At 65.5% G+C, this 19,937-nt stretch carries 18 protein-coding genes; 9 read left to right on the top strand and 9 right to left on the bottom strand.

The window, feature by feature from the left end:
• Positions 1–88: 88 nt before the first annotated feature.
• Complete coding sequence (locus tag KGM94_RS01275; RefSeq protein ID WP_300254082.1) at positions 89–1,651, bottom strand: winged helix-turn-helix domain-containing tetratricopeptide repeat protein; 1,563 nt, start codon at positions 1,649–1,651, stop codon at positions 89–91.
• Between the two features lie 339 nt (positions 1,652–1,990).
• On the opposite strand from KGM94_RS01275, the gene pcaB reads away from it, so the two are divergent.
• From pcaB to KGM94_RS01290, 3 genes are all read left to right on the top strand, one after another.
• Positions 1,991–3,352, top strand: coding sequence for a 3-carboxy-cis,cis-muconate cycloisomerase (gene pcaB / locus KGM94_RS01280; RefSeq protein ID WP_300254084.1), 1,362 nt, complete (start codon positions 1,991–1,993; stop codon positions 3,350–3,352).
• A 101-nt stretch (positions 3,353–3,453) separates the two neighbouring features.
• Entirely contained in the window at positions 3,454–4,713 is a 1,260-nt protein-coding gene (locus tag KGM94_RS01285; RefSeq protein WP_300254086.1) for an aminopeptidase, read from the top strand.
• A gap of 242 nt (positions 4,714–4,955) precedes the next feature.
• The gene (locus KGM94_RS01290) at positions 4,956–5,411 is read left to right on the top strand and encodes a cupin domain-containing protein (RefSeq protein ID WP_300254088.1); all 456 of its coding nucleotides are present in this window, start codon (positions 4,956–4,958) and stop codon (positions 5,409–5,411) included.
• A gap of 66 nt (positions 5,412–5,477) precedes the next feature.
• Here the strand turns inward: KGM94_RS01290 and KGM94_RS01295 are convergent, their stop codons facing one another.
• From KGM94_RS01295 to KGM94_RS01320, 6 genes are all read right to left on the bottom strand, one after another.
• On the bottom strand, positions 5,478–6,533 hold the full coding sequence (locus tag KGM94_RS01295; RefSeq protein ID WP_300254090.1) for an amidohydrolase family protein: 1,056 nt from the start codon (positions 6,531–6,533) through the stop codon (positions 5,478–5,480).
• Between the two features lie 12 nt (positions 6,534–6,545).
• Positions 6,546–7,355: an MBL fold metallo-hydrolase gene (locus KGM94_RS01300; protein WP_300254092.1), complete on the bottom strand. Its 810-nt coding sequence runs from the start codon at positions 7,353–7,355 to the stop codon at positions 6,546–6,548.
• A gap of 71 nt (positions 7,356–7,426) precedes the next feature.
• Complete coding sequence (locus KGM94_RS01305; RefSeq protein ID WP_300254094.1) at positions 7,427–7,822, bottom strand: type II toxin-antitoxin system VapC family toxin; 396 nt, start codon at positions 7,820–7,822, stop codon at positions 7,427–7,429.
• Positions 7,819–8,073 carry an AbrB/MazE/SpoVT family DNA-binding domain-containing protein gene (locus KGM94_RS01310; RefSeq protein WP_300254108.1) on the bottom strand — a complete coding sequence of 85 codons (255 nt, stop codon included), beginning with the start codon at positions 8,071–8,073 and terminating at the stop codon, positions 7,819–7,821. The genes KGM94_RS01305 and KGM94_RS01310 overlap by 4 nt, the downstream gene beginning before the upstream one ends.
• 80 nt (positions 8,074–8,153) lie before the next feature.
• Positions 8,154–9,680, bottom strand: a complete 1,527-nt coding sequence (locus KGM94_RS01315) for a permease (RefSeq protein ID WP_300254096.1) — start codon at positions 9,678–9,680, stop codon at positions 8,154–8,156.
• Complete coding sequence (locus tag KGM94_RS01320; protein WP_300254109.1) at positions 9,677–10,468, bottom strand: ABC transporter ATP-binding protein; 792 nt, start codon at positions 10,466–10,468, stop codon at positions 9,677–9,679. Before KGM94_RS01320 ends, KGM94_RS01315 begins: the two co-directional genes overlap by 4 nt.
• 225 nt (positions 10,469–10,693) lie before the next feature.
• Here KGM94_RS01320 and KGM94_RS01325 point away from each other — a divergent pair, with 225 nt between their 5' ends.
• From KGM94_RS01325 to KGM94_RS01350, 6 genes are all read left to right on the top strand, one after another.
• Positions 10,694–11,569, top strand: coding sequence for a branched-chain amino acid ABC transporter permease (locus KGM94_RS01325; RefSeq protein ID WP_300254098.1), 876 nt, complete (start codon positions 10,694–10,696; stop codon positions 11,567–11,569).
• A 5-nt stretch (positions 11,570–11,574) separates the two neighbouring features.
• Complete coding sequence (locus KGM94_RS01330) at positions 11,575–12,726, top strand: branched-chain amino acid ABC transporter permease (RefSeq protein ID WP_300254100.1); 1,152 nt, start codon at positions 11,575–11,577, stop codon at positions 12,724–12,726.
• Positions 12,723–13,481, top strand: coding sequence for an ABC transporter ATP-binding protein (locus KGM94_RS01335; protein ID WP_300254101.1), 759 nt, complete (start codon positions 12,723–12,725; stop codon positions 13,479–13,481). The genes KGM94_RS01330 and KGM94_RS01335 overlap by 4 nt, the downstream gene beginning before the upstream one ends.
• 4 nt (positions 13,482–13,485) lie before the next feature.
• A complete protein-coding gene (locus KGM94_RS01340; RefSeq protein ID WP_300254102.1) occupies positions 13,486–14,274 on the top strand; it encodes an ABC transporter ATP-binding protein in 789 nt (262 codons plus the stop codon).
• 80 nt (positions 14,275–14,354) lie between these two features.
• Positions 14,355–16,193 carry an AMP-dependent synthetase/ligase gene (locus KGM94_RS01345; RefSeq protein WP_300254103.1) on the top strand — a complete coding sequence of 613 codons (1,839 nt, stop codon included), beginning with the start codon at positions 14,355–14,357 and terminating at the stop codon, positions 16,191–16,193.
• Positions 16,194–16,320: 127 nt separating this feature from the next.
• The gene (locus KGM94_RS01350) at positions 16,321–17,520 is read left to right on the top strand and encodes an ABC transporter substrate-binding protein (RefSeq protein WP_300254104.1); all 1,200 of its coding nucleotides are present in this window, start codon (positions 16,321–16,323) and stop codon (positions 17,518–17,520) included.
• A gap of 139 nt (positions 17,521–17,659) precedes the next feature.
• Here KGM94_RS01350 and KGM94_RS01355 read toward each other — a convergent pair whose 3' ends face one another.
• Both KGM94_RS01355 and KGM94_RS01360 read right to left on the bottom strand, forming a co-directional pair.
• Positions 17,660–18,772 (bottom strand): lysozyme inhibitor LprI family protein, encoded by a 1,113-nt coding sequence (locus tag KGM94_RS01355; protein ID WP_300254105.1) that lies wholly within the window; start codon positions 18,770–18,772, stop codon positions 17,660–17,662.
• 116 nt (positions 18,773–18,888) lie between these two features.
• Entirely contained in the window at positions 18,889–19,635 is a 747-nt protein-coding gene (locus tag KGM94_RS01360; protein WP_300254106.1) for a transglutaminase-like cysteine peptidase, read from the bottom strand.
• Positions 19,636–19,937: the final 302 nt, after the last annotated feature.

Raw genomic sequence — 19,937 nt, forward strand, 5'->3', positions numbered from 1 at the left:
GGGCCGGCGGCGTTCGCCTCTTCTTCAAGTCACCGGCGGCAGCGACGAGACGGTTGCGGAGTAGTCCATCGTATGGCGCTGAACTCGCCTACCTCATCCCCGCGCGCCGCAATCCCTCGAGATAGTGCTCGCGATCGGCCGCCCGCTTCATCGGCAGTTCCTTGGTGATCCAGGCCAGCGAGATGTTCGGCTGGGCCCGGTGCAATCCCGCAAGCGCGGTCGCCGCCAGCAATCGATCGCCCGACATGCCGGCGGCTGCCGCGAGCACGCGATGGGCGCCGACGAAATCGCTCCGCAGCCGCAGCGATTCGCGCGCCAGCCGGATTGCCTCCTGATAGTTGCGACCGATGAATTGCGCATAGGCGGCAACGCCGCAAAAGATCGCCGCGAACGGATCGCGCGGGCTGAGCCGCAGGGCACGGCGCGCGGCCGCGTCGCCGTCCTGCCAGCGGCCCGAATAGCACAGCGTCACGCCGTAGAAGGCGTGCCCCAGCGCGAAATTCGGATTGAGCCGGAGCGCCAGTTCGAACTCGGCCACCGCGTCGTCGAAACGACGCTGGAACAGATAGGTGTAGGCGAGGCCGTGATGGGCCCAGGCGTCCTCTCGATCGGCCTCGACCGCCGCCAGCGCCGCGCGCTCGGCGACCGGCACCGCGGTCGTCATGCTGGCCCATCCCATATGGGCGCCGGAGATGTGGCTGGTCGCCAGCAGGCCCAGCGCCTTGCCGTAGGCCGGATCGATCGCGATCGCCTTTTCGAGCAGCGTCTGGGCCGCCAGATTGTCCTGCGGCGTGATCCGCCAATAATGCGACAGCGCGCGCATCACGAGGTCCCAGGCGTCGAGGCTGCCCGGCGGCTTCTGCTGGGCACGAAAACTCTCGGCGGCGTAGAGCTTCGGCTCGATCGCCGCGACGATCGCCTCGGTGATCTCGTCCTGCACGGCGAACACGTCGGCGAGATCGCGATCATAGCGCTCGGCCCAGAGATGGCTGCCCGAAGAGGTGTCGTTGAGTTGGGCGGAGATACGGACCCGCTCGCCGCTCCGGCGCACGCTGCCCTCGAGCACGTAGCGCACGCCGAGGTCGCGCGCGATCTCGCCGATGTGCACGGCCCGGCCCTTGTAGACGAAGGACGAGTTGCGCGCGATGACGAAGAACCAGCGCAACCTGGATAGCGCCGTGATGATGTCTTCGCTGATGCCGTCGGAAAAATATTCCTGGTCGCGGTCACCGCTCATGTTGGTGAAGGGCAGGACCGCGATCGCCGGCCGGTCGGGCAGGGCCAGAGCGGCGTGAAACTCGCCGTTCTGCGCGGTCGGTTCCGCCGGCACGGAATGGCCGGGCCGCGTCTCGACCTCGCCGACGAAGCGAAAGCCCTTCCGCGCGATGGTGCGGATCAGGGCCTGATCTGCGCCGCTGTCGCCGACTGCCCGGCGCGCCGCATTGATCCGGCTGGTGAGGGTGGACTCCGAGACGGACCGCCCGTGCCAGATCTTGTCGATCAGTTCATCCTTGGTCACCACCCGATCGCGATTCTCCATCAGGTGAACGACGAGGTCGAACACCTGGGGCTCGACGGAAATGGGAACCTGTTCGCGGCTCAGCTCGCGCCTGTCGGTATCAAGCAGATGATCCGTAAACAGAAACTGCACTTCGGAACTCTGACCTCGCGAGACGATCGAGCGGAAGAAAAGGCAAAATGAATTGGTGCGATATGTCTTTGAGTCCGCCGACCGGCATCCTTGGTTCAACGTCACCGCCGCCGTTGCTCTGACGGCAAGGGATGCCAGCCATGTCATTTGCAGCAGAGACAAGGACAGCGAGCGGTGTGAGCCGCGTCAACGCCGGGAAATGAGCCAAGGCCGCCGAACACGTGATGCTCCGTCGAGCCGGAGCATGACAGCGGTGTGGATGGTTGATAGTCGTTGCCCGGCCAACGATCCGGCGTAAGCTGACCCTTGCGTCCACCCCAAGCAAAGACCTCCCCGCCCATGCCCGTCTTTTCCGCCTCCACGACCGTGCTCGATTCGATCCTGTTCCGCGACGCCTTCGGCACGCCGCGGATGCGGGAGGTGTTTTCGGACTTCGCGCTGATCTCGCGCTATGCAGAGGTCGAGGTCGCGCTGGCGAAGGCCGAGGCGCGATGTGGAGTGATCCCGCAGGAGGCCGCCGACGCGATCGCCGCGCGCACCGACGTCGCGGCGCTCGATTTCGACCTGCTGCGCCGGGAGACCGACATCGTCGGCTATCCGATCCTGCCGCTGGTGCATCAGATGGTGAAGCAGTGCGGCGAGGCCGGCCGCTACGTGCATTGGGGCGCAACCACGCAGGACATCATGGATACCGCGGTGGTGCTGCAGTTGCGCGACGGGCTGAAGATCATCGAGCAGGACATCGCCGAGTTGCGCGACATCCTCGCAAGGCTGTCGAAGCGATACAGGGACACGCCGATGGCCGGCCGCACCCATCTGCAGCAGGCTCTGCCGGTGACCTTCGGCTACAAGACCGCGATCTGGCTCGCCATGTTCGATCGTCACGACGAACGTCTCGGCCAGTTGAAGCCGCGCGTGCTGGTCGGCCAGTTCGCCGGCGCCGCGGGCACCCTGGCCTCGCTCGGCGACAGGGGATTCGAGGTGCAGCAGGCACTGTGCGAGGAATTGAAGCTCGCCGTCCCCGTCTCCACCTGGCATGTCGCACGCGACGGCCTCGCGGAGACCGTGAATTTCCTCGCGCTGGTCACGGGCTCGCTCGGCAAGATCGCGCTCGACATCATGATGATGGCCTCGACCGAATTCGCCGAGGTCTACGAACCGTTCGTGAAGGGGCGCGGCGCCTCCTCGACGATGCCCCAGAAGCGCAACCCGATCTCGTCCGAGTTGATGCTCGCCGCATCCAAGGCCGTCCGCCAGCACGCCGGCCTCATGCTCGATGCCATGGTGCAGGATTTCGAGCGCGCCACCGGGCCCTGGCACGCCGAGTGGATGGCGATTCCGGAAAGCTTCGTGCTCGCCGCGGGCGCGTTGCATCAGGCGAAATTCGCGCTCGCGGGCCTGATCGTGGACGAGAGGAAGATGGACGAGAATCTCGCCATCAGCCGCGGCCTGATCGTGGCGGAAGCCGTCATGATGGGGCTCGCGCCGCAGATCGGCCGGCAGGAGGCTCATGACGTGGTCTACGACGCCTGCCGGCTCGCCAACGAAAAAGGTCTGGCGCTCGCGGAGGCGCTGCTCGCCGATCCGCGTGTGTCTGACAGGATCGATCGCGCCACGATCGAGGCTCTGACCTCACCGAAAAACTACCTTGGCCTCGCGCCGGCCATGGTCGACCGGGTGCTCGGTTCGGTGGCGCGCTGAAAACCCGATTGCGTGAAATTGCGCATCTCGCAGGAGGCGCGCGCACTTGCGCCTCGCGATGCCAGACTTAGATGTGAGACAGTTTTCGCAAAGGATCCCGCATGACCGAACAGCGCAATTCCACTGCTCCCGTCGATCCCGTGAAGCTCGACCGGCTGGCCGAGGTGGCGGTGAAGGTCGGGCTGGGCCTGCGGCCGGGACAGGATGTCCTCCTGACGGCGCCGGCCGTGGCGCTGCCGCTGGTGCGGCGGATCGCCGTGCACGCCTACAAGGCGGGTGCCAACCTGGTGACGCCGATCCTGTCGGATGAGGAAGTGACGTTGTCGCGCTACCGCTTCGGGCGGGATGCCAGTTTCGACCGTGCCGCAGGCTGGCTTTACGAAGGCATGGCGAAGGCATTCTCCGAAAATACCGCGCGGCTTGCCATCGTCGGCGACGATCCGATGCTGCTGTCCGGCGAAGACCCCGCCAAGGTCGCGCGCGCCAGCAAGGCCAATTCGATGGCCTATCAGCCGGCGCTGGAGAAGATCGTCAATTTCGACACCAACTGGAACATCGTCGCCTATCCGAGCCCGTCCTGGGCCAGGCAGGTGTTTCCGAACGAGCCGGAGGAGGTCGCGGTCGGCAAGCTGGCAGACGCCATCTTCGCCGCCTCCCGCGTCGACCGCGTGGATGCGACCGCCAACTGGACCGCGCACAATGCCGTGCTGCGCGAGCGCACCGACTGGCTCAACGGCAAACGCTTCCGCGCGCTTCAATACAGCGGGCCCGGCACCGACCTCACCATCGGTCTCGCGGACGGCCATGAATGGGAGGGCGGCGCGTCGGTCTCCAAGAATGGCATCAGCTGCAACGCCAACATTCCGACGGAAGAGGTTTTCACCACGCCGCATTGCCGGCGTGTCTACGGCCATGTCGTGAGTTCGAAGCCGCTATCGTACCAGGGCACGCTGATCGACGACATCGCGGTGCGTTTCGAGGACGGCCGCATCGTCGATGCCAGGGCCTCGCGCGGCGCCGAAGTGCTGAACAAGGTGCTCGACACCGACGAGGGCGCCCGCCGTCTCGGCGAAGTGGCGCTGGTGCCGCATTCCTCGCCGATCTCGCAGAGCGGCCTGTTGTTCTTCAACACCCTGTTCGACGAGAACGCGGCTTCCCACATCGCGCTCGGCCAGTGCTACTCCAAGTGCTTCGTCAACGGCGCAAAGCTCACGCCGCAGCAGATCGCCGCGCAAGGCGGCAACCAGAGCCTGATCCACATCGATTGGATGATCGGCTCCGCCGAGACCGATATCGACGGCATCCTGGAAGATGGCAGCAAGGTGCCCGTGTTCCGCAAGGGCGAGTGGGCGCGAAGCTGAAGCGGCCGGATCGAGCGGGGCCCGAACCGGCGCATTTTGTCGCACCCCGGAAGGGATGGATTCGCATGCATGAATCTGCAGGCAAATCGTCGCGTTAGGGATGTCGGACCTGCAACTTGCGGCTGATTGTCCACGCCCGCGTAAGGAAGAATTAAAAGACCGCTACTAGCGTCACCCGCATTGTTCCGGAGGCCCGTCGCGGGGCTGGCCTTTAACGCTTTGTTCAATGCTCGAGGTGACCGATGTCGCGTGCGCTTATCGAAACCGGCTCTACCAGTGTGGATCTCAAGCCGGCACCGATCGAGCCCTCCTGGATCATCGAAGGCAATCCGGAAGCCCGTTCCTGCGCGCTGTCCACCAGCGACGACGGCACCGCCACGACGCTGATCTGGCATTGCACCGAAGGCAAGTTCAACTGGTACTATGATTTCGACGAGACGATCATGATCCTGGAAGGATCGATCGTTCTCGAAAGCGACGGCATGCCGCCCAAGCGCTACGGCGTCGGCGACGTGATCTTCTTCCGCGACGGCGCCCACGCCAAATGGCACGTCGAGGGTCACGTCAAGAAGATCGCCTTCTGCCGCAAGACCAATCCGGTGCTGATCGGCTTCATGGTCCGCGTCCTCAACAAGCTGAAGCGGATGTTCCTGGCCCCCGGAGAGCGCCGCTCCGCGAGCCTCGTGGGCGCCGGCTAGACGAGTTCAAAGCGCTTCCCAGCGCAGGAGAGGGGTCGGGACGGACGTTCCGGCCCCTCTCTTCGTTCAGGTCGGCAATTCGAGCCGATAGAACTCGGTCGCGGTGCCCGAGAACAGTGCGGACTTCTCCGGTTCGCTCAGGGGAGCCGCGATGCGCTTGAAGGTGTTGAAGATCACCTGATAGCTGCACTGTCCCTTGTCCGGCGGGAAATTGCTCTCGAACATCGCCCGTTTCGGTCCGAACGCCTCGATGCAGGTCTCGATGTAGGGCCGCCAGGCGGCCGCGAGTTCCTCGGAGGAGGGCGGCTTGGCGCGCAAATGGAAGTCGTAGCCGAGCAGGCACATCGCGAGCCCGCCGAGCTTGACCACCACGTTCTCGCATCTGGCGATCTCGCGGATCGCGGCGCGCCAGAGCGGAAACTGCTCCTCACGGCGACCGGCGAAGCGGCCGATGCCGGCCGGGCCGCCGCAATGGTCGAGCACGATCCTGGTATCCGGAAAGGCGCGGGCAAGATCGGTGAGCTCGCCGATCTGCGGATGGAACAGCCAGGCGTCAAAACTCAGATTGAGCGGCGCGAGGCAGGCGAAGCCCTTGCGGAAGGTTGCATTCAGCAGCAGTCCTTTCGGACGGTTGGCGTACATGCCGGCGACGTTGGGGTCCTCGTCCCACGCGGAGGAGTGGCGGATGCCGCGGAAGCGGCCGCCTCCGGCGGCGATCTCGGCTTCGAGCACGCCCCTCGCCTGATCGCCGAGCAGCAGGTTGGCGTGGCTGACGATGCCGGCGCAGATCGCGGCCGGTCCATAGCCGCCGCTCGCGCTCATCGCGGCGACGCCGTTGGCGAACTCGACCTCGCCGACCGGGCGGAACGCCTCGGGTCCGCGAGCGCGATACATGGAGCGGCAATCGACATAGACGGTGGCGACGATGTTGTGGCCCGAGGCGATGTCCGCGACCATCTCCTCGATCAGGTAGCGCTGGCCGCCGCGGTCCCAGAGGTGATGGTGCGGATCGACGATTCGGCGCGCCGGATCAATCACCTCTTCCTGGTGCAGCGCGAGCCAGTCCTCGCGCGGATCGGCAAAGAGGCCGCTCTTGTTGGCGGATGCGCTGATCGCAGTCATGCTGTCGTCTCCCTAGACCCCGTCGAGGATGATCACTGTCGGCGTGCCCGGCAGCGTGTCGCGCGAGATGCGGAAGCTGCGCCCGGGTCGCCGGTCGATCTCGAACTCTTGCCCGATCCGGCGCATGAAATCGTCGAGCGGCGTGGCGAAACGGTGCATCGGCAGCACCACGGAGGCGCGCAGCCGCTTCGTGATGTCCGAGATGCCGCCGAGCGACATGGTGTAGGTGCCGTCGATCGGCACCATCACGATGTCGAGCCGCCCGATCTGCGCGAAATGGCTGTCGTCGAGCTTGTGATGCAAATGGCCGAGGTGCCCGATGCAGAGGCCCGCGACCTCGAAGATGAAGATCGAGTTGTCGTCGCGGATCATGTCGGTGCCGGAATCGTCGCCGAAGTAGCGGCGGATGTCGGTCGTGACGTTGCGGATGAAGGTATCGCCGATGCGCGTCGAGATCAACGCGGGCTTGCCGTCCTCGCCCCAGCCGTGCAGCACATGCGGGATGCGCTTGTCGGGAAAGAGCGAGTAGTGCGTGCTGTGGGCGCGATTCATCGTGACGACGTCGGGCAGCCGGCCGACCTGGTAGGCGCCGCTATAGTCGGTCGCGATCCGCACGCCGCCGGGCGTCTCGATGAAATAGGTGGAGTGGCCGGCGTAGGTGATCTCGACCTCGGCCGCATTGGCCTGCCGCCAAGCCACCGGAATCGCGCGGGGCGCAGCATTCGCCATGGCCAGGCACTCGCTGCGCTGTGCCTGCTGGGCGAGGGCAGGCGTCAGGAGCCAGCCGAACAGCGCAAGGGCCGTCAGGAATGGTCGAGACATTGCGGGACCGTCCGTCGCTCGTTCGACAATCCAGAGAGTTTATCGCCGGATTTGCCTGCCGTCATGCGGCGCTAGGGCAGCCGCGCCGATCCGCGGCTTGCCTCGATCAGCTTTACGGCCTTCTTGTTGAAGGACACGAAGGTCTCGCCGCCGAGCCAGCTGCCTTCATGCGCGATGATCCCGTCGGCAAGATCGCCTCCGCGTTCCAGGAATGCCAGCCCCGCCTCGGCCAGGGGCCGGTTCACGACGACATTTGAGGCATTGATCAGACGTCGAATTGCGTCCGCAATATCCTCGAACGAAATCCTGTAGCCTTGCGAGAGCACCCAGACCAACTCGCATAATGCGGTGACCGAAATGGCCACGACGTCTGCTTTCCTGAGGATGGTCTCTGCCGCCTTGCTCTGCTCGGCATCGTCTTCGACGAGGACCCGTACCAGGACGTTGGTGTCGGCCGTGATCTTCATCGCTTGCCGGCCCAGCCTCGAGCGATGACCTCATTCATCTGCGCGATCGACAGCGGCCGGCCCTTCCGTTTTGCCTTCAGGCAGCCGAAGGCCTCCAAAATGCTTCCGGAAGGCTGAGCCGCCTTCACCTCGACCCGGCCGCCGGGAAGCTTCTCTATCGAAATCTTGTCCCCCGGAGACACACCCAGGTGCTCCAGCAGGTCCTTGCGCAGCGTGACCTGTCCCTTTGCGGTGACGGTAAGTGTCCCCATGGCGGCGACTCCGAAATGTTGAGGATGGCATGTAAGGCGAAATAGCCTTACTTCCAAGGCGAGCGACGGCTTGCGGCTTTTCATGCCCTCCGCGGGCTGAACTTCCAGGTCGCGGCGACGAGGCTGGCGGTGATCGCGCCGCTGACGAGGCCGGCGACGGGCAGCACGAGCAGCAGCGCGGCGGTGGCGGCCCAGCCGATCGAGGAGAACGCCTCGGCAAACGTCGCCAGGCGCGACGATGTCTGACGGCGGCGGAACTGGCTGCGTTTCGCCTGCACCCGGAACCAGAGCTGGATTGCGGTGGCGCAGGCGGCGCCGACCAGGATCGCGCCCGCCGTGATCGCCGCCTGCAGCGGCGAGGCAAAGGCGAGCGCTGCGACCAGCGGGGCGAAGATGGCGGCGATCGCGATCAGCACGACCTCGACCTTGGCGCGGATGACGCGCGAGGCCGGCAACGGCGCGGTGGCGGCGAGGTCGGGGGCGTCCTCGCCCGAGATGGCCAGCCAGGCGAGACCGCCGGCAAGCTGTCCCGCAGCCATCACGATCACGGGCGTGATCAGCACCAGTGCCGCCGAGCTCTCGGCAAAGCTGCGCCACAACAACAGCGCCGGCGGCACGAGATAGAGAAGCTGCATCATCGTTTGCGAGATCAGCCAGGGATCGCGCCACAGCAGCATGAATTCCTTGCGGCGCAGCGCCTGCGGCCGCGAACCGGCGCGGAAGCCGCGCTCGCGCACGCTTCGCCGGCTGCGCGCGCCCTGGGCGGCGGCATCGATCGCGGTGTCGGCGAAGCGGCTCGAGAAGGCGGCCATCACGCTGCCCAGCAGCACGAGGCCGAAGGCGAGCAGCAGCAGGAGCGCCTCGCCGTCGCCCAGCACGGCGCGCGCCGGCCACCACAGGAGGCTGTCGACGCCGGGCGCATGGGCGGCCGCGGCGTCGGAGGTCAGCACGGCGAAACGCGACAGCGTGCCGTAGGAGACGATCGCGGCGATCTGCAGCGCGATCACGAAGCCTGCACCGATGATGGCGGCCAGGACCTGCGCGACGAAGCGCGTCCGCGCCGGCCCGATCAGCCGGAACAGGAGGATCGTGATGGCGATCGCGAGCGCTGCGGCCGACAGGCCCATGGCGACGACGACGCCGAAGGCCGCCAGCCACCGCGCGCCGCCGCCGATTACCAGCACGTCGACGAACGGGGTCGACAGCAAGAGCGCCATCGTCGTGACCGTGAGCGCGATCGCGCCGATGCGGATCGAAAACAGATTGGTCAGCTTCGCCGGCGAGGACATGATGAGATCGAGATCGGCGCGGGCATAGAATACCCGCGTCACCGATTCGATCGCCTGCGATAGCATCAAGGCCCAGGCGAGGAGGATCGTCGAGGAGACGACGATCAGCGAGGACTTGTCGAGCGGCAGTCGGAGGTCGGCGAAGCGGCCGACCACCGCCCAGGCCGGCAGATGCAGCAGCGCAGCGAACACGACTAGGCCGACCGCAGCGGCGCGCCTTCGCTTGCGCCGGCCGCCGGTCATCATCGCGAGCCATTCGCGCCAGGCGAGCCGGAGCTCGTGACGCGCGAACCAGGACAGCGCGGTCGCCGAGCTCATGCGGCGGCGGCCTCGAGGTCGACCAGTGCGATGAAGAGATCTTCCAGGCTGGTGTCGGTGCGTCCGTTCTGCTGGCGCAGCTCGGTGAGCGTGCCTTCGGCGATGAGGTGGCCGGCGGCGATCACGCCGATCCGGTCGGCCATGCGCTCGGCGACCTCGAGAATGTGCGTGGTCATGATCACGGTGCAGCCCGCGTGCACACGGCTCGCGAGCAGCCCCTTCACATGGCGGGCCGAGACCGCGTCGAGCCCCGTCAGCGGCTCGTCCAGGATGATGAGGCGGGGGTCGTGCACCAGCGCGCCGGCGAGCGCGACCTTCTGGCGCATGCCCTTGGAAAATCCCTCGCAGCGCTCGTGCCGGTGCGGCGCGAGCCCGAGCGAGCTCAGGAGCTCCTGCGCAGCGGGTTCGGACGCCTTGGGATCGATGCCCCAGAGGCCGGCGACGAATTCGAGATATTCGATCGGCGTCAGCTTGTCGTAGATCATCGGCTCGTCCGAGACCCACGCCATCACCTGCTTGGCGGCGACGGGCTCGGCGAGCGCATCGATGCCGAAGATCGAGACCGTCCCCGCATCGGGGCGCAACAGTCCCGCGATCATGCGCAGCGTGGTCGTCTTGCCGGCGCCGTTCGGCCCGACCAGCGCGTAGAATTCGCCGCCGCGGACCGCAAGATCGAGGGAATCCACCGCCAAACGGTCGAAACGCTTCGTTAACCCTCGAACCTCGAGGGCCGAGCTGTCCGGTCTCATCACGGCGACACCATCCGGTTTTGCGTCGCCGGCGACCATGACCCGAAGATATTTCGGCACGGTGAATTCGGTCGCCGCAAATTCCGCGGTCCGGCATGGATTGCGACCGGTTCGCATTTGTTGACAGCGCTTAACGGTTGGGGCTGAATTGGTATCGGACAAATGGCGCATGACGGCGGCTGGAACCGCTGCGTAGCGACTGGACACAAGATGCGGCCAGGCGGTCGAAGAACCGCTGTCTGCGTCGGGGGAGGGTGAACGGCAATGCTGGACTTCGTTCAGCAGCTGGTCAGCGGCGTCGCGCTCGGCTGCGTATACGGCCTCATCGCGCTCGGCTTCGTGCTCGTCTACAAGGCAACCGAGGTCGTGAACTTCGCCCAGGGCGATCTGATGATGCTGGGCGGATTCTTCGCCTTCACCTTCATCGGCATGCTGGGCCTGAACTACTGGGTCGGCTTTGCCGGCGCGGTCGCCGCCATGGCTGCCTTCGGCATGCTGGCCGAGCGGATCGTGGTGCGGCCGATCCTCGGCTACCCGCAATTCTCCATCATCATGGCGACCATCGGGCTCGGCTACTTCCTGCGCTCGGTCGCCGGCATGATCTGGGGCACCGACGACTTCAAGATCGAGACGCCGTTCAGCCAGGGCGTGCTGCGGCTGGGCTCGCTGGTGCTGGCCTACGACAAGCTCTCGGTGATCGCAGCCACGATCATCCTGTGCGCGCTGCTCTACCTGTTCTTCAACAAGACCACGCTCGGCACCGCGATGCGCGCGAGCTCGGAGAACATGCTGGCGGCCTACTACATGGGCATCCCGGTGAAGCGCGTGGTGTCGATCGTCTGGGCGATCAGCGCCGCGGTCGCGACCTGCGCCGGCGTGCTGCTCGCGCCGATCACCTTCATCCATTCCAACGTCGGCCTCGTGCTCGGATTGAAGGCTTTCCCGGCCGCCGTGCTCGGCGGCTTCGGCTCGATCCCCGGCGCCGTCGTCGGCGGCGTGCTGATCGGCGTGATCGAGAGCATGGCGGGTTTCTATCTGCCGGAGGGCTGGAAGGACGTCGCGCCCTATCTCGTGCTGCTCGCCGTGCTGCTGCTCAAGCCCGAAGGCCTGTTCGGCCTCCACGTCCGCAAGAAGGTCTGAACACCATGCGCTTCCTGTTCAAGACCGACTACGAGGACGACATCCGGCTGTTTCCGCATTCCGGCTATGTGGTGTCCTACGGATCGCTGTTCGCGGTGCTGCTGGTCGCGCCCTACGTGCTCTCCAGCTACCTGATGAGCCAGCTCGTCTTCGTCTGCATCTACGCTACCGTTGGCGTGGCCCTGCTGATCCTCACCGGCTTCACCGGGCAGGCCTCGCTGGGGCACGCCGCCTTCCTCGCGATCGGGGCCTATACGGCCGTCTATCTGCAGCAGTTCAATGTGCCGTTCCCGGTCTATTTTCTCGCCGCCGGGCTCCTGACCGGCGTCATCGGCGCGCTGGTTGGCTTTCCGGCGCTCAGGCTGCAGGGCATCTATCTCGTCATCGCCACCATCTCCTTCGCCTTCATCGTCGAGGAGATTCTGGCGCGCTGGGAGAGCGTCACCAACGGTAACGAGGGCATGCGGGTCAAGGCGCTGTCGCTGTTCGGCACCGCGGTGTCGCGCGACAGCCCGGCCTTCTATTTCCTCTGCCTGGCGGTGCTGGTGCTGACCATCGTCGGCACGCTCAACCTGTTGCGCTCGCCGACCGGCCGCGCCTTCGTCGCGATCCGCGACAGCGAGACGGCGGCGCGCAGCATGGGCGTCAACGTCGCGCTCTACAAGGTGAAGTCGTTCGCGATTTCGGCGGCGATCACCGGCTTTGCCGGCGTGCTGTTCGCCCACAAGCTGTCCTTCATCAGCCCGGAAATGTTCACCCTACAGCTCTCGATCGAGTTCATCATCGTGATCCTGATCGGCGGCACCTTCAGCCTGCACGGCGCGGTGCTGGGCGCCATCTTCATCGTGATGATCGATCCGTTCCTCACCTACCTCAAGGACGACATGCCCGGCATCATCGCCGGCGTCGCCGCGACGCTCGGCGCGGGCAAGGAGCGTGCAGCGCACATTCAGGACGGCATCGCGGCCTTCGCCTCGCTCAACGGCCTGAAGGGCGCGATCTACGGCGTCATCATCGTGCTCTTCGTTCTCTTCGAGCCGCTGGGCCTCTATGGCCGCTGGCTGAAGATAAAGCTCTTCTTCCAGTTGTTCCCGCTCTACAAGCGCGCCACCTTCAAGCGACAGAAGATCTACGTGAAGTCGGAGCGGAACCGATGAGCTATTTTCGCGCCGAGAACCTGTCGCTGCGTTTCGGCGGCCTGAAGGCGGTCGACGCGGTCTCGTTCGCGGTCGAGAAGGGCGAGATCCTCTCGATCATCGGGCCGAACGGTGCGGGCAAGAGCTCGATCTTCAACCTGATCTCGCGGATCTACCGGCCGACCTCCGGGCGCATCTTCTTCGAGGACCAGGACATCACCGAAGAGCCGCCCTACGACATCGCAAGACTCGGCATCGCCCGTACCTTCCAGAACATCGAGCTGTTCGAGAACGCGACCGTGCTCTCCAACCTGCTGGTCGGCCGGCACCGGCATTCGACCACGCAGCTCTGGCAGGAGCTGTTGTTCCTGCCCAGCGTGCGGGCGAACGAGAAGGTGCACCGCCGCCGGGTCGAGCAGGTCATCGAATTCCTCGATCTCGAAGCCTATCGCGACAAGCCGATCTCGGGACTTCCCTACGGCGTGCGCAAGGTGATCGAGCTCGCGCGCGCGCTGTGCTCGGAGCCGAAGCTGATCCTGCTGGACGAGCCGTCGTCCGGGCTCAACGTGGAGGAGACCGACGACATGTCGTTCTGGATTCGCGACATGAGGCGCGAGCTTGGCGTCACCGTGCTGATGGTCGAGCACGACATGTCGCTGGTCAACCGCGTCTCCGACCGCGTGATCGCGCTGAACTACGGCCGGGTGCTGGCGATGGGCTCGCCCGCCGAGGTGCAGCAGCATCCCGACGTCGTCGCGGCTTATCTGGGAGCTTGACGCGATGGATGCCGCAGCCGCGCCCGACATCATCCTGAAGCTCAGCAACATCGAGAGCTATTACGGGCCGATCATGGCGATCCGCGGCATCTCGCTCGAGGTGCCGCGGGGCCGGATCGTCGCGCTGTTGGGCGCCAACGGTGCCGGCAAGACCACGGTGCTGAAGACCATCTCCGGCATTCTCGATCCGCAGAAGGGCTCCATCGAGTTCATGGGCAGGCCGATCCAGCGCATGGAGGCGGACAGGATCGTGCGGCTGGGCTTGAGCCACGTGCCGGAGGGGCGCGAGGTGTTCCCGTTCCTTTCCGTGCGCGAGAACCTGATGATGGGGGCCTATCCGCGCCGCGACCGCGACGGCGTCGCGGAGGACATGGAGCGGGTCTACGGCTATTTCCCGCGGCTGAAGGAGCGCATCGAGCAGCCGGCCGGCCAGCTCTCCGGCGGCGAACAGCAGATGCTGGCGATCGGTCGCGCGCTGATGAACCGGCCGACGCTGCTCCTGCTCGACGAGCCGTCGCTCGGGTTGTCGCCGATCCTGGTGAAGGAGATCTTCACGATCATCCGCCGCGTCAACGAGGAGCAGGGCATGTCGATCCTGCTGGTCGAGCAGAATGCCAAGGTGGCGCTGGAAACCGCCCATTACGGCTACGTGCTGGAGATCGGCCGCGTGGTCATGAACGACAGCTGCGACCGTCTGATGCATTCGCAGGACATCCAGGAATTCTACCTCGGGGCCAAGGAAGCCGGCGCGCGGGGCGAACGACGCTGGAAAAAGAAGAAAACGTGGCGTTAAATATGGTGTCCCCCTACCGGACATAGACCGCCTTCAAGGCGGCGGCGGGAGGGGACGGGAGCGACAGGGAGGGAAGAGGCATGGCCAAACCGGCGGTGCTGACGGTCGCCGACACGATCGCGAAGAGTTTTCTGCTCGCGGCGCAAACGCGCGGCGACAGGCCCGCGATCCGCGAGAAGAAGTTCGGCATCTGGCAGCCGACGAGCTGGCGCGAGTGGCTGGCGATCTCCAAGGAGATCGCCTACGCGCTCCACGCCAGCGGCTTTCGGCCCGGCGACGTCGCTTCCATCATCGCCAATGCGGTGCCGGAATGGGTCTACGCCGACATGGGCGTTCTCTGCGCCGGCGGGGTGTCCTCCGGAATCTATCCGACCGACTCCGCGGCGCAGGTCGAATATCTCGTCAACGACTCCTCGACGCGGGTGATCTTCGCCGAGGACGAGGAGCAGCTCGACAAGGTGCTCGCCTGCCGCGCGCGCTGTCCGACCCTGCAGAAGATCGTCGTGTTCGACATGGAGGGCCTGAGCGGGTTCACCGACGACATGGTGATGTCGCTCGACGAATTCCGCGCGCTCGGGTGTAACCACATGGTCGGCAACGAGGCGCTGTGGCCTTCGATGATCGAGAGCCGCGGCAGGGAGGATCTCGCGGTCCTGGTCTACACCTCGGGCACCACGGGCCCGCCCAAGGGCGCCATGCACGCCAACCGCAGCGTGGCGCATCAGATGCGGCACGCCAACGACTTCATCCCGGCGCAGGAGCATGAGGAGCGGCTGATCTTCCTGCCGCTCTGCCACGTCGCCGAGCGGATCGGCGGCTATTACGTCTCGGTCGCGCTCGGCTCGGTGATGAACTTCGCCGAGAGCCCGGAAACCGTGCCGGACAATCTGCGCGAGGTGCAGCCGACCACCTTCCTCGCAGTGCCGCGCATCTGGGAGAAGTTCTACTCCGCGGTCACCATCGCGCTGAAGGATGCGACGCCGCTCCAGCAATGGGTCTACCGCCGCGCCATCGATATCGGCTTTCGCGTCACGGACTGCCGGATCGAGGGCGGCCGGCCGTCACTGCCGCTCAGGATCGCCAACAGCTTCGCCTACTGGCTGGTGTTCCGCAACATCCGCCGCATGATCGGGCTCGATCGCTGCCGCATCGCGTTCACCGGCGCGGCGCCGATCTCGCCGGACCTGATCCGCTGGTATCTCGCGCTCGGCATCGACATGCATGAGGTCTACGGCCAGACCGAGAATTGCGGCGTGGCGACGCTGATGCCGGCCGACCGCATCAAGCTCGGCTCGGTCGGCAAGGCCGTGCCGTGGGGCGAGGTCAGCCTTTCGCCGGAGGGCGAGATCCTGATCCGGGGCGACTTCCTGTTCACGGGCTATCTGAACCAGCCGGAGAAGACCGCCGAGACCATCGATCCGCGCGGCTGGCTGCACACCGGTGACGTCGGCACCATCGACAATGAGGGCTTCGTCAAGATCACCGATCGAATGAAGGACATCATCATCACCTCCGGCGGCAAGAACATCACGCCCTCGGAGATCGAGAACCAGCTCAAGTTTTCGCCCTACATCTCGGACGCGGTGGTGATCGGCGACAAGCGGCCGTATCTGACCTGTCTCGTCATGATCGACCAGGAGAACGTCGAGAAGTTCGCGCAGGACCACGACATCCCCTTCACCAACTACGCGAGCCTGTGCCGGGCGATGGAGATCCAGGATCTGATCTGGCGCGAGATCGAGCAGGTCAACGCCAATTTCGCCCGCGTCGAGACCGTCAAGAAGTTCTACCTGATCGAGCGCCAGCTCACGCCGGAGGATGAGGAGCTGACGCCGACCATGAAGCTGAAGCGCAGCTTCGTGAACAAACGCTACGCTGCCGAAATCGACGCGATGTATCGCGAGCGCGCGGTGGCTTGATACGCGTGGCCCGGAAAAGCGGGAACTGGTTTTCCGACAAGGCCATGCGCGAAAGAACAGTTTCAAAACGACGAAGGAGCGATGGCCCCGCCCTTCGCGCAAAACGGGCCAGGGAGAGGAGATGTCAATGTCGAAATCGTTCAGGGCGTTCGGCCTTGCGGTGGGCGCGGTGGTGCTCACCCACCTGCCGGCAGCGGCGCAGACCAAGGTCACCAATGAGGGCATCTCGGCGAACGAGATCGTCATCGGCACCCATCAGGACCTGTCGGGCCCGATCAAGGTGTGGGGCGTGCCGGTGTCCAACGGCATGAAGATGGCGGTCGAGGAGATCAACGCGGCCGGCGGCATCAACGGGCGCAAGCTCAAGCTGATCCTCGAGGACAACGGCTACGACCCGAAGAAGGCAGTGCTGGCGTCGCAGAAGATGGTCGAGCGCGACAAGATCTTCGCGATGATCGGCCCGATGGGTTCGCCGACGGTGCTTGCCGCCCAGGACGTGCTGTTCGACGCCGGCGTGCTGCAGCTGTTCCCGCTGACGGCGGCCGAGTTCACCTTCAAGTTCGATCCCGCCAAGCCGCAGGAGCGGCTGAAGTTCAACAACCTGCTGCCCTACGTCGAGAGCACGCGGGCCGCGCTCAAATACATGATGGAGTGGAAGAACTTCAAGAAGCCCTGCATCATGCACCAGGACGACGAGTACGGCAAGAACGTGCTCGACGGCTTCACCCAGCAGCTCGCCGCGATGAAAGTGCAGCCGGCCTCGGTGACGAGCTACAAGCGCGGCGCCTCCGACTTCAGCGCGCAGATCGCCAAGATGAAGTCCGACGGCTGCGATCTCGTGGTGCTCGGCACCGTGATCCGCGAGACCATCGGCGCGATGGGGGAGGCCAAGAAGCTCGGCTGGGACGTCACCTTCCTCGGCGCCACGCCGACCAACGTGCTTGAAGTGCCGACCCTGGGCAAGGACGCGGTCGAGGGGCTCTATGCGGCCTCGGGCTTCGAGATTCCCTATGAGGACACGGCCAAGGGCAAGGTGAAGGACTGGCTCGTCAACTACGAGAAGATGTTCGGCACCAAGGCCAATACGCAGGCCATCATCGGCTACAACGCGGTGGAAACCTTCGCCTTCTACGCCAACAAGGCCGGCAAGGATCTGACCGGCCAGAAGATGCTGGATGCGCTGGAGTCCGGCGACAAGTTCCTCGACATCTTCAGCTCGCCGCCGACGAAGTTCTCCAAGACCGACCACCTCGCCAACACCATCACCCAGGTGCAGCAGGTCAAGGCCGGCCGTTGGGTTCTGGTCAAGGACAATTTGATGTTCTGATGTGAGCTTACCTCGTCCCGCTTGCGGGGAGAGGTCGGCGCGAAGCGCCGGGTGAGGGGGACTCTCCGCGAGTCCATTTCTCACCGTCCTCGTGGAGGCTCTCCCTCTCCCCGCACGCGGGGAGAGGGAGAGGACGAGTCTACGGTCCGCCGCCCGCGACGCCGTAGTCGACTGGCGCCAGCTCGTCCTCCTTGCAGCGCCAGCCGTCGTCGCCCTTCTGAAAGGCGAAGGTGCGCTGGATCCTGAGCCGGCGCGTCACATTGAAGCTGTCCTTGGCGGGCGATGAGGGCAGGGCATTGCCCGACCTCGGGTCCCAGCAGGTGCCGGTGCAGATGGACGCGATCCTGCTGCAGGCGGCGAAGGGCGCCAGCACGACCATCTCGACCTCCGCGGTGACCAGCGCCTGCGGATCCGCCACTTCGCTGTCGATTTCGAAGACGCGGTTGATGCGGACGAAGTCGCCGCAGGAATTGGCCGCGTGAATGCGCGCGACGCAGAAATCGACGGCATCGGTGTCGGGAGCGCGCGCTGCGATCTGCCGGCCGAACACCCGCTTCGGATCGCCCTTGGCGGCGACCATCTCGGCGGTCTTCCGACTGAGAAAGTCGGCGAGGCAGGCCTCCGAGGGCGAAAGCTCCTCCAGCGGCACGTTGTCCTTGCCGACAAGGTTGCATTTGCGATCGCGTTGCCTCGTCCATCGGCCGTATTCGGCGAAGGCAAATCGCGCCTCGGTCTCATTCAGCTTCTTGATCAGGCCGAGCACCTCGTCGTTGAGTTCCGCCTCCGCCAGGGCCAGCGCCGGATCGCTGCAGATCACGGCGCCGGCGGCCGTGTCGGCAGCCAGGCAGTCGAAATTGGGATCGCGCAGGATAGCGGTTCTCTCCACCGTCTCCGTCAGGAGGCAGGCTTTGACCCGGTCGATATCCTCGTAACGGACCGCGTCTTGACCGAAGATGCCGCAACTGAGGTTGCGTTGCCGGATCCAGAGCGCGTTTTCCCCGATCGCCGGCAGGCGGTCCGGCAAACGCGACAGTCGTGCCTCGATTGCGGCGCTGAGCTTCTCGGCCGCGGCCGCGAGTTCGGGATCGCCGCAAAACAGCCGGTTGGCCGGGTCGCGACGCTGCTCGCAGTTGTTCTTGACGAACAGCGGCAGCTTGTCGGCGATCGCGCGATCGGAATTGCCGGTCTGGGCGCGGGCAAGCGGTGTCAGCGACACCCAGATCGCGACGATGGCCAGCACAACAAGCCGCATTCCCCGTCCTCCCGAGCCCATGGTGCTGCCATGCTAGCTTCCCGGAAGGCCGGGCGAAACGGCCTTGTGAGCGCGGATTTGTCCCAGGGTTGAGGCGGTCGGTTCGTCGGTCCGTCTCAGCGCGACTCGACACCGTCCTGGCGGGAGGCAAGAACCGGCGTGTCGACATACTTCATCACGGCGGACTGATACAGCACGAAGCGCGGCTGGTAGCCCCGGGCATTGTCGTCCTCGACCATCGCCATGCGGCGGTTGTCGAGCATCAGCCAGTGTCCGTCCAGCCGTGCGGCCGTGACCGCGTGCTCCTCGCCCTGCAGCACGTCGCGCACGACGACGATGCGCAGGTCCTCGGGCGCGACGCCGGCAAGGCGGAGCGCGACGAGCTTCGCGATCGCATAGTCCTCGCAATCGCCCGCGCCGCGCGCGAACGTAACGAGCGGCGGGCTCCACACGTCCTCTTCGCCGTACTGAGCGAAATCGCTGGCGGGCCTGATCGCGAGATTGATGGCGCGGTTGGTTTCGCCGAGCCGCGCGCGGCCCTCGCGGGCGCGGGCCTGGTCGACGATGGCCAGCAGCTTCAGCGCCGCCGGCGAGACGCATCCTGCGCGATCGCCGTCGCACAACGCGAGTTGCACCATTTCGTCGTCGAGCCTGTCCTTCAGGCGAAACCATTTTTGGCGCAGGCCGCCATCGGATACGGCAAAGGCGAACACGCCGAAGGGTTCGGCGGACTTGCGGACCAGCGTGGCCGGGCCGGGCGACAGCAAGGTGCCGGCGCGAAGGTCGGCGGCCGACCCGAAGAGGATCCATCCGCACAGCAGCAGGGCTGCGCGAAGGGTGCGCGAGTGGGCAATGGTCTCCATCTGACATCCCCTGTCCGCCATCGGCGGGACATCCCTCGACCCGCGCGTGCCGGCTTTTGTTTCTATGCGGGGGATGGTGCGGGAGGCGGGTTTTGGTCTGCTTAACGGCGGCGTTGGAGAGCCGAGAACCACGGCACAGGCTGAAATCGGCCTCGCCGATCTGTGTAAAACTTTAGGAAATCGGCCCGAGGGCGGCCCGGGAAACCGGGCGGATTGCAGGTTGAAGTTGTGCCGGTACCGATTCCGCGACTTATGGCTAACGGTCGGTTATTTCGCCGGTTCTGTTAGCTGGCTCACAGTCA

The organism is Bradyrhizobium sp., from assembly GCF_028868675.1.
Lineage (GTDB): Bacteria > Pseudomonadota > Alphaproteobacteria > Rhizobiales > Xanthobacteraceae > Bradyrhizobium.

Excerpts from the sequence above, each read along its gene's own strand:
- pcaB (WP_300254084.1), top strand. The coding sequence starts at position 1,991 with ATGCCCGTCTTTTCCGCCTCCACGACCGTGCTCGATTCGATCCTGTTC.
- KGM94_RS01285 (WP_300254086.1), top strand. The coding sequence starts at position 3,454 with ATGACCGAACAGCGCAATTCCACTGCTCCCGTCGATCCCGTGAAGCTC.
- KGM94_RS01290 (WP_300254088.1), top strand. The coding sequence starts at position 4,956 with ATGTCGCGTGCGCTTATCGAAACCGGCTCTACCAGTGTGGATCTCAAG.
- KGM94_RS01295 (WP_300254090.1), bottom strand. The coding sequence starts at position 6,533 with ATGACTGCGATCAGCGCATCCGCCAACAAGAGCGGCCTCTTTGCCGAT.
- KGM94_RS01300 (WP_300254092.1), bottom strand. The coding sequence starts at position 7,355 with ATGTCTCGACCATTCCTGACGGCCCTTGCGCTGTTCGGCTGGCTCCTG.
- KGM94_RS01305 (WP_300254094.1), bottom strand. The coding sequence starts at position 7,822 with ATGAAGATCACGGCCGACACCAACGTCCTGGTACGGGTCCTCGTCGAA.
- KGM94_RS01310 (WP_300254108.1), bottom strand. The coding sequence starts at position 8,073 with ATGGGGACACTTACCGTCACCGCAAAGGGACAGGTCACGCTGCGCAAG.
- KGM94_RS01315 (WP_300254096.1), bottom strand. The coding sequence starts at position 9,680 with ATGAGCTCGGCGACCGCGCTGTCCTGGTTCGCGCGTCACGAGCTCCGG.
- KGM94_RS01320 (WP_300254109.1), bottom strand. The coding sequence starts at position 10,468 with ATGGTCGCCGGCGACGCAAAACCGGATGGTGTCGCCGTGATGAGACCG.
- KGM94_RS01325 (WP_300254098.1), top strand. The coding sequence starts at position 10,694 with ATGCTGGACTTCGTTCAGCAGCTGGTCAGCGGCGTCGCGCTCGGCTGC.
- KGM94_RS01330 (WP_300254100.1), top strand. The coding sequence starts at position 11,575 with ATGCGCTTCCTGTTCAAGACCGACTACGAGGACGACATCCGGCTGTTT.
- KGM94_RS01335 (WP_300254101.1), top strand. The coding sequence starts at position 12,723 with ATGAGCTATTTTCGCGCCGAGAACCTGTCGCTGCGTTTCGGCGGCCTG.
- KGM94_RS01340 (WP_300254102.1), top strand. The coding sequence starts at position 13,486 with ATGGATGCCGCAGCCGCGCCCGACATCATCCTGAAGCTCAGCAACATC.
- KGM94_RS01345 (WP_300254103.1), top strand. The coding sequence starts at position 14,355 with ATGGCCAAACCGGCGGTGCTGACGGTCGCCGACACGATCGCGAAGAGT.
- KGM94_RS01350 (WP_300254104.1), top strand. The coding sequence starts at position 16,321 with ATGTCGAAATCGTTCAGGGCGTTCGGCCTTGCGGTGGGCGCGGTGGTG.
- KGM94_RS01355 (WP_300254105.1), bottom strand. The coding sequence starts at position 18,772 with ATGCGGCTTGTTGTGCTGGCCATCGTCGCGATCTGGGTGTCGCTGACA.
- KGM94_RS01360 (WP_300254106.1), bottom strand. The coding sequence starts at position 19,635 with ATGGAGACCATTGCCCACTCGCGCACCCTTCGCGCAGCCCTGCTGCTG.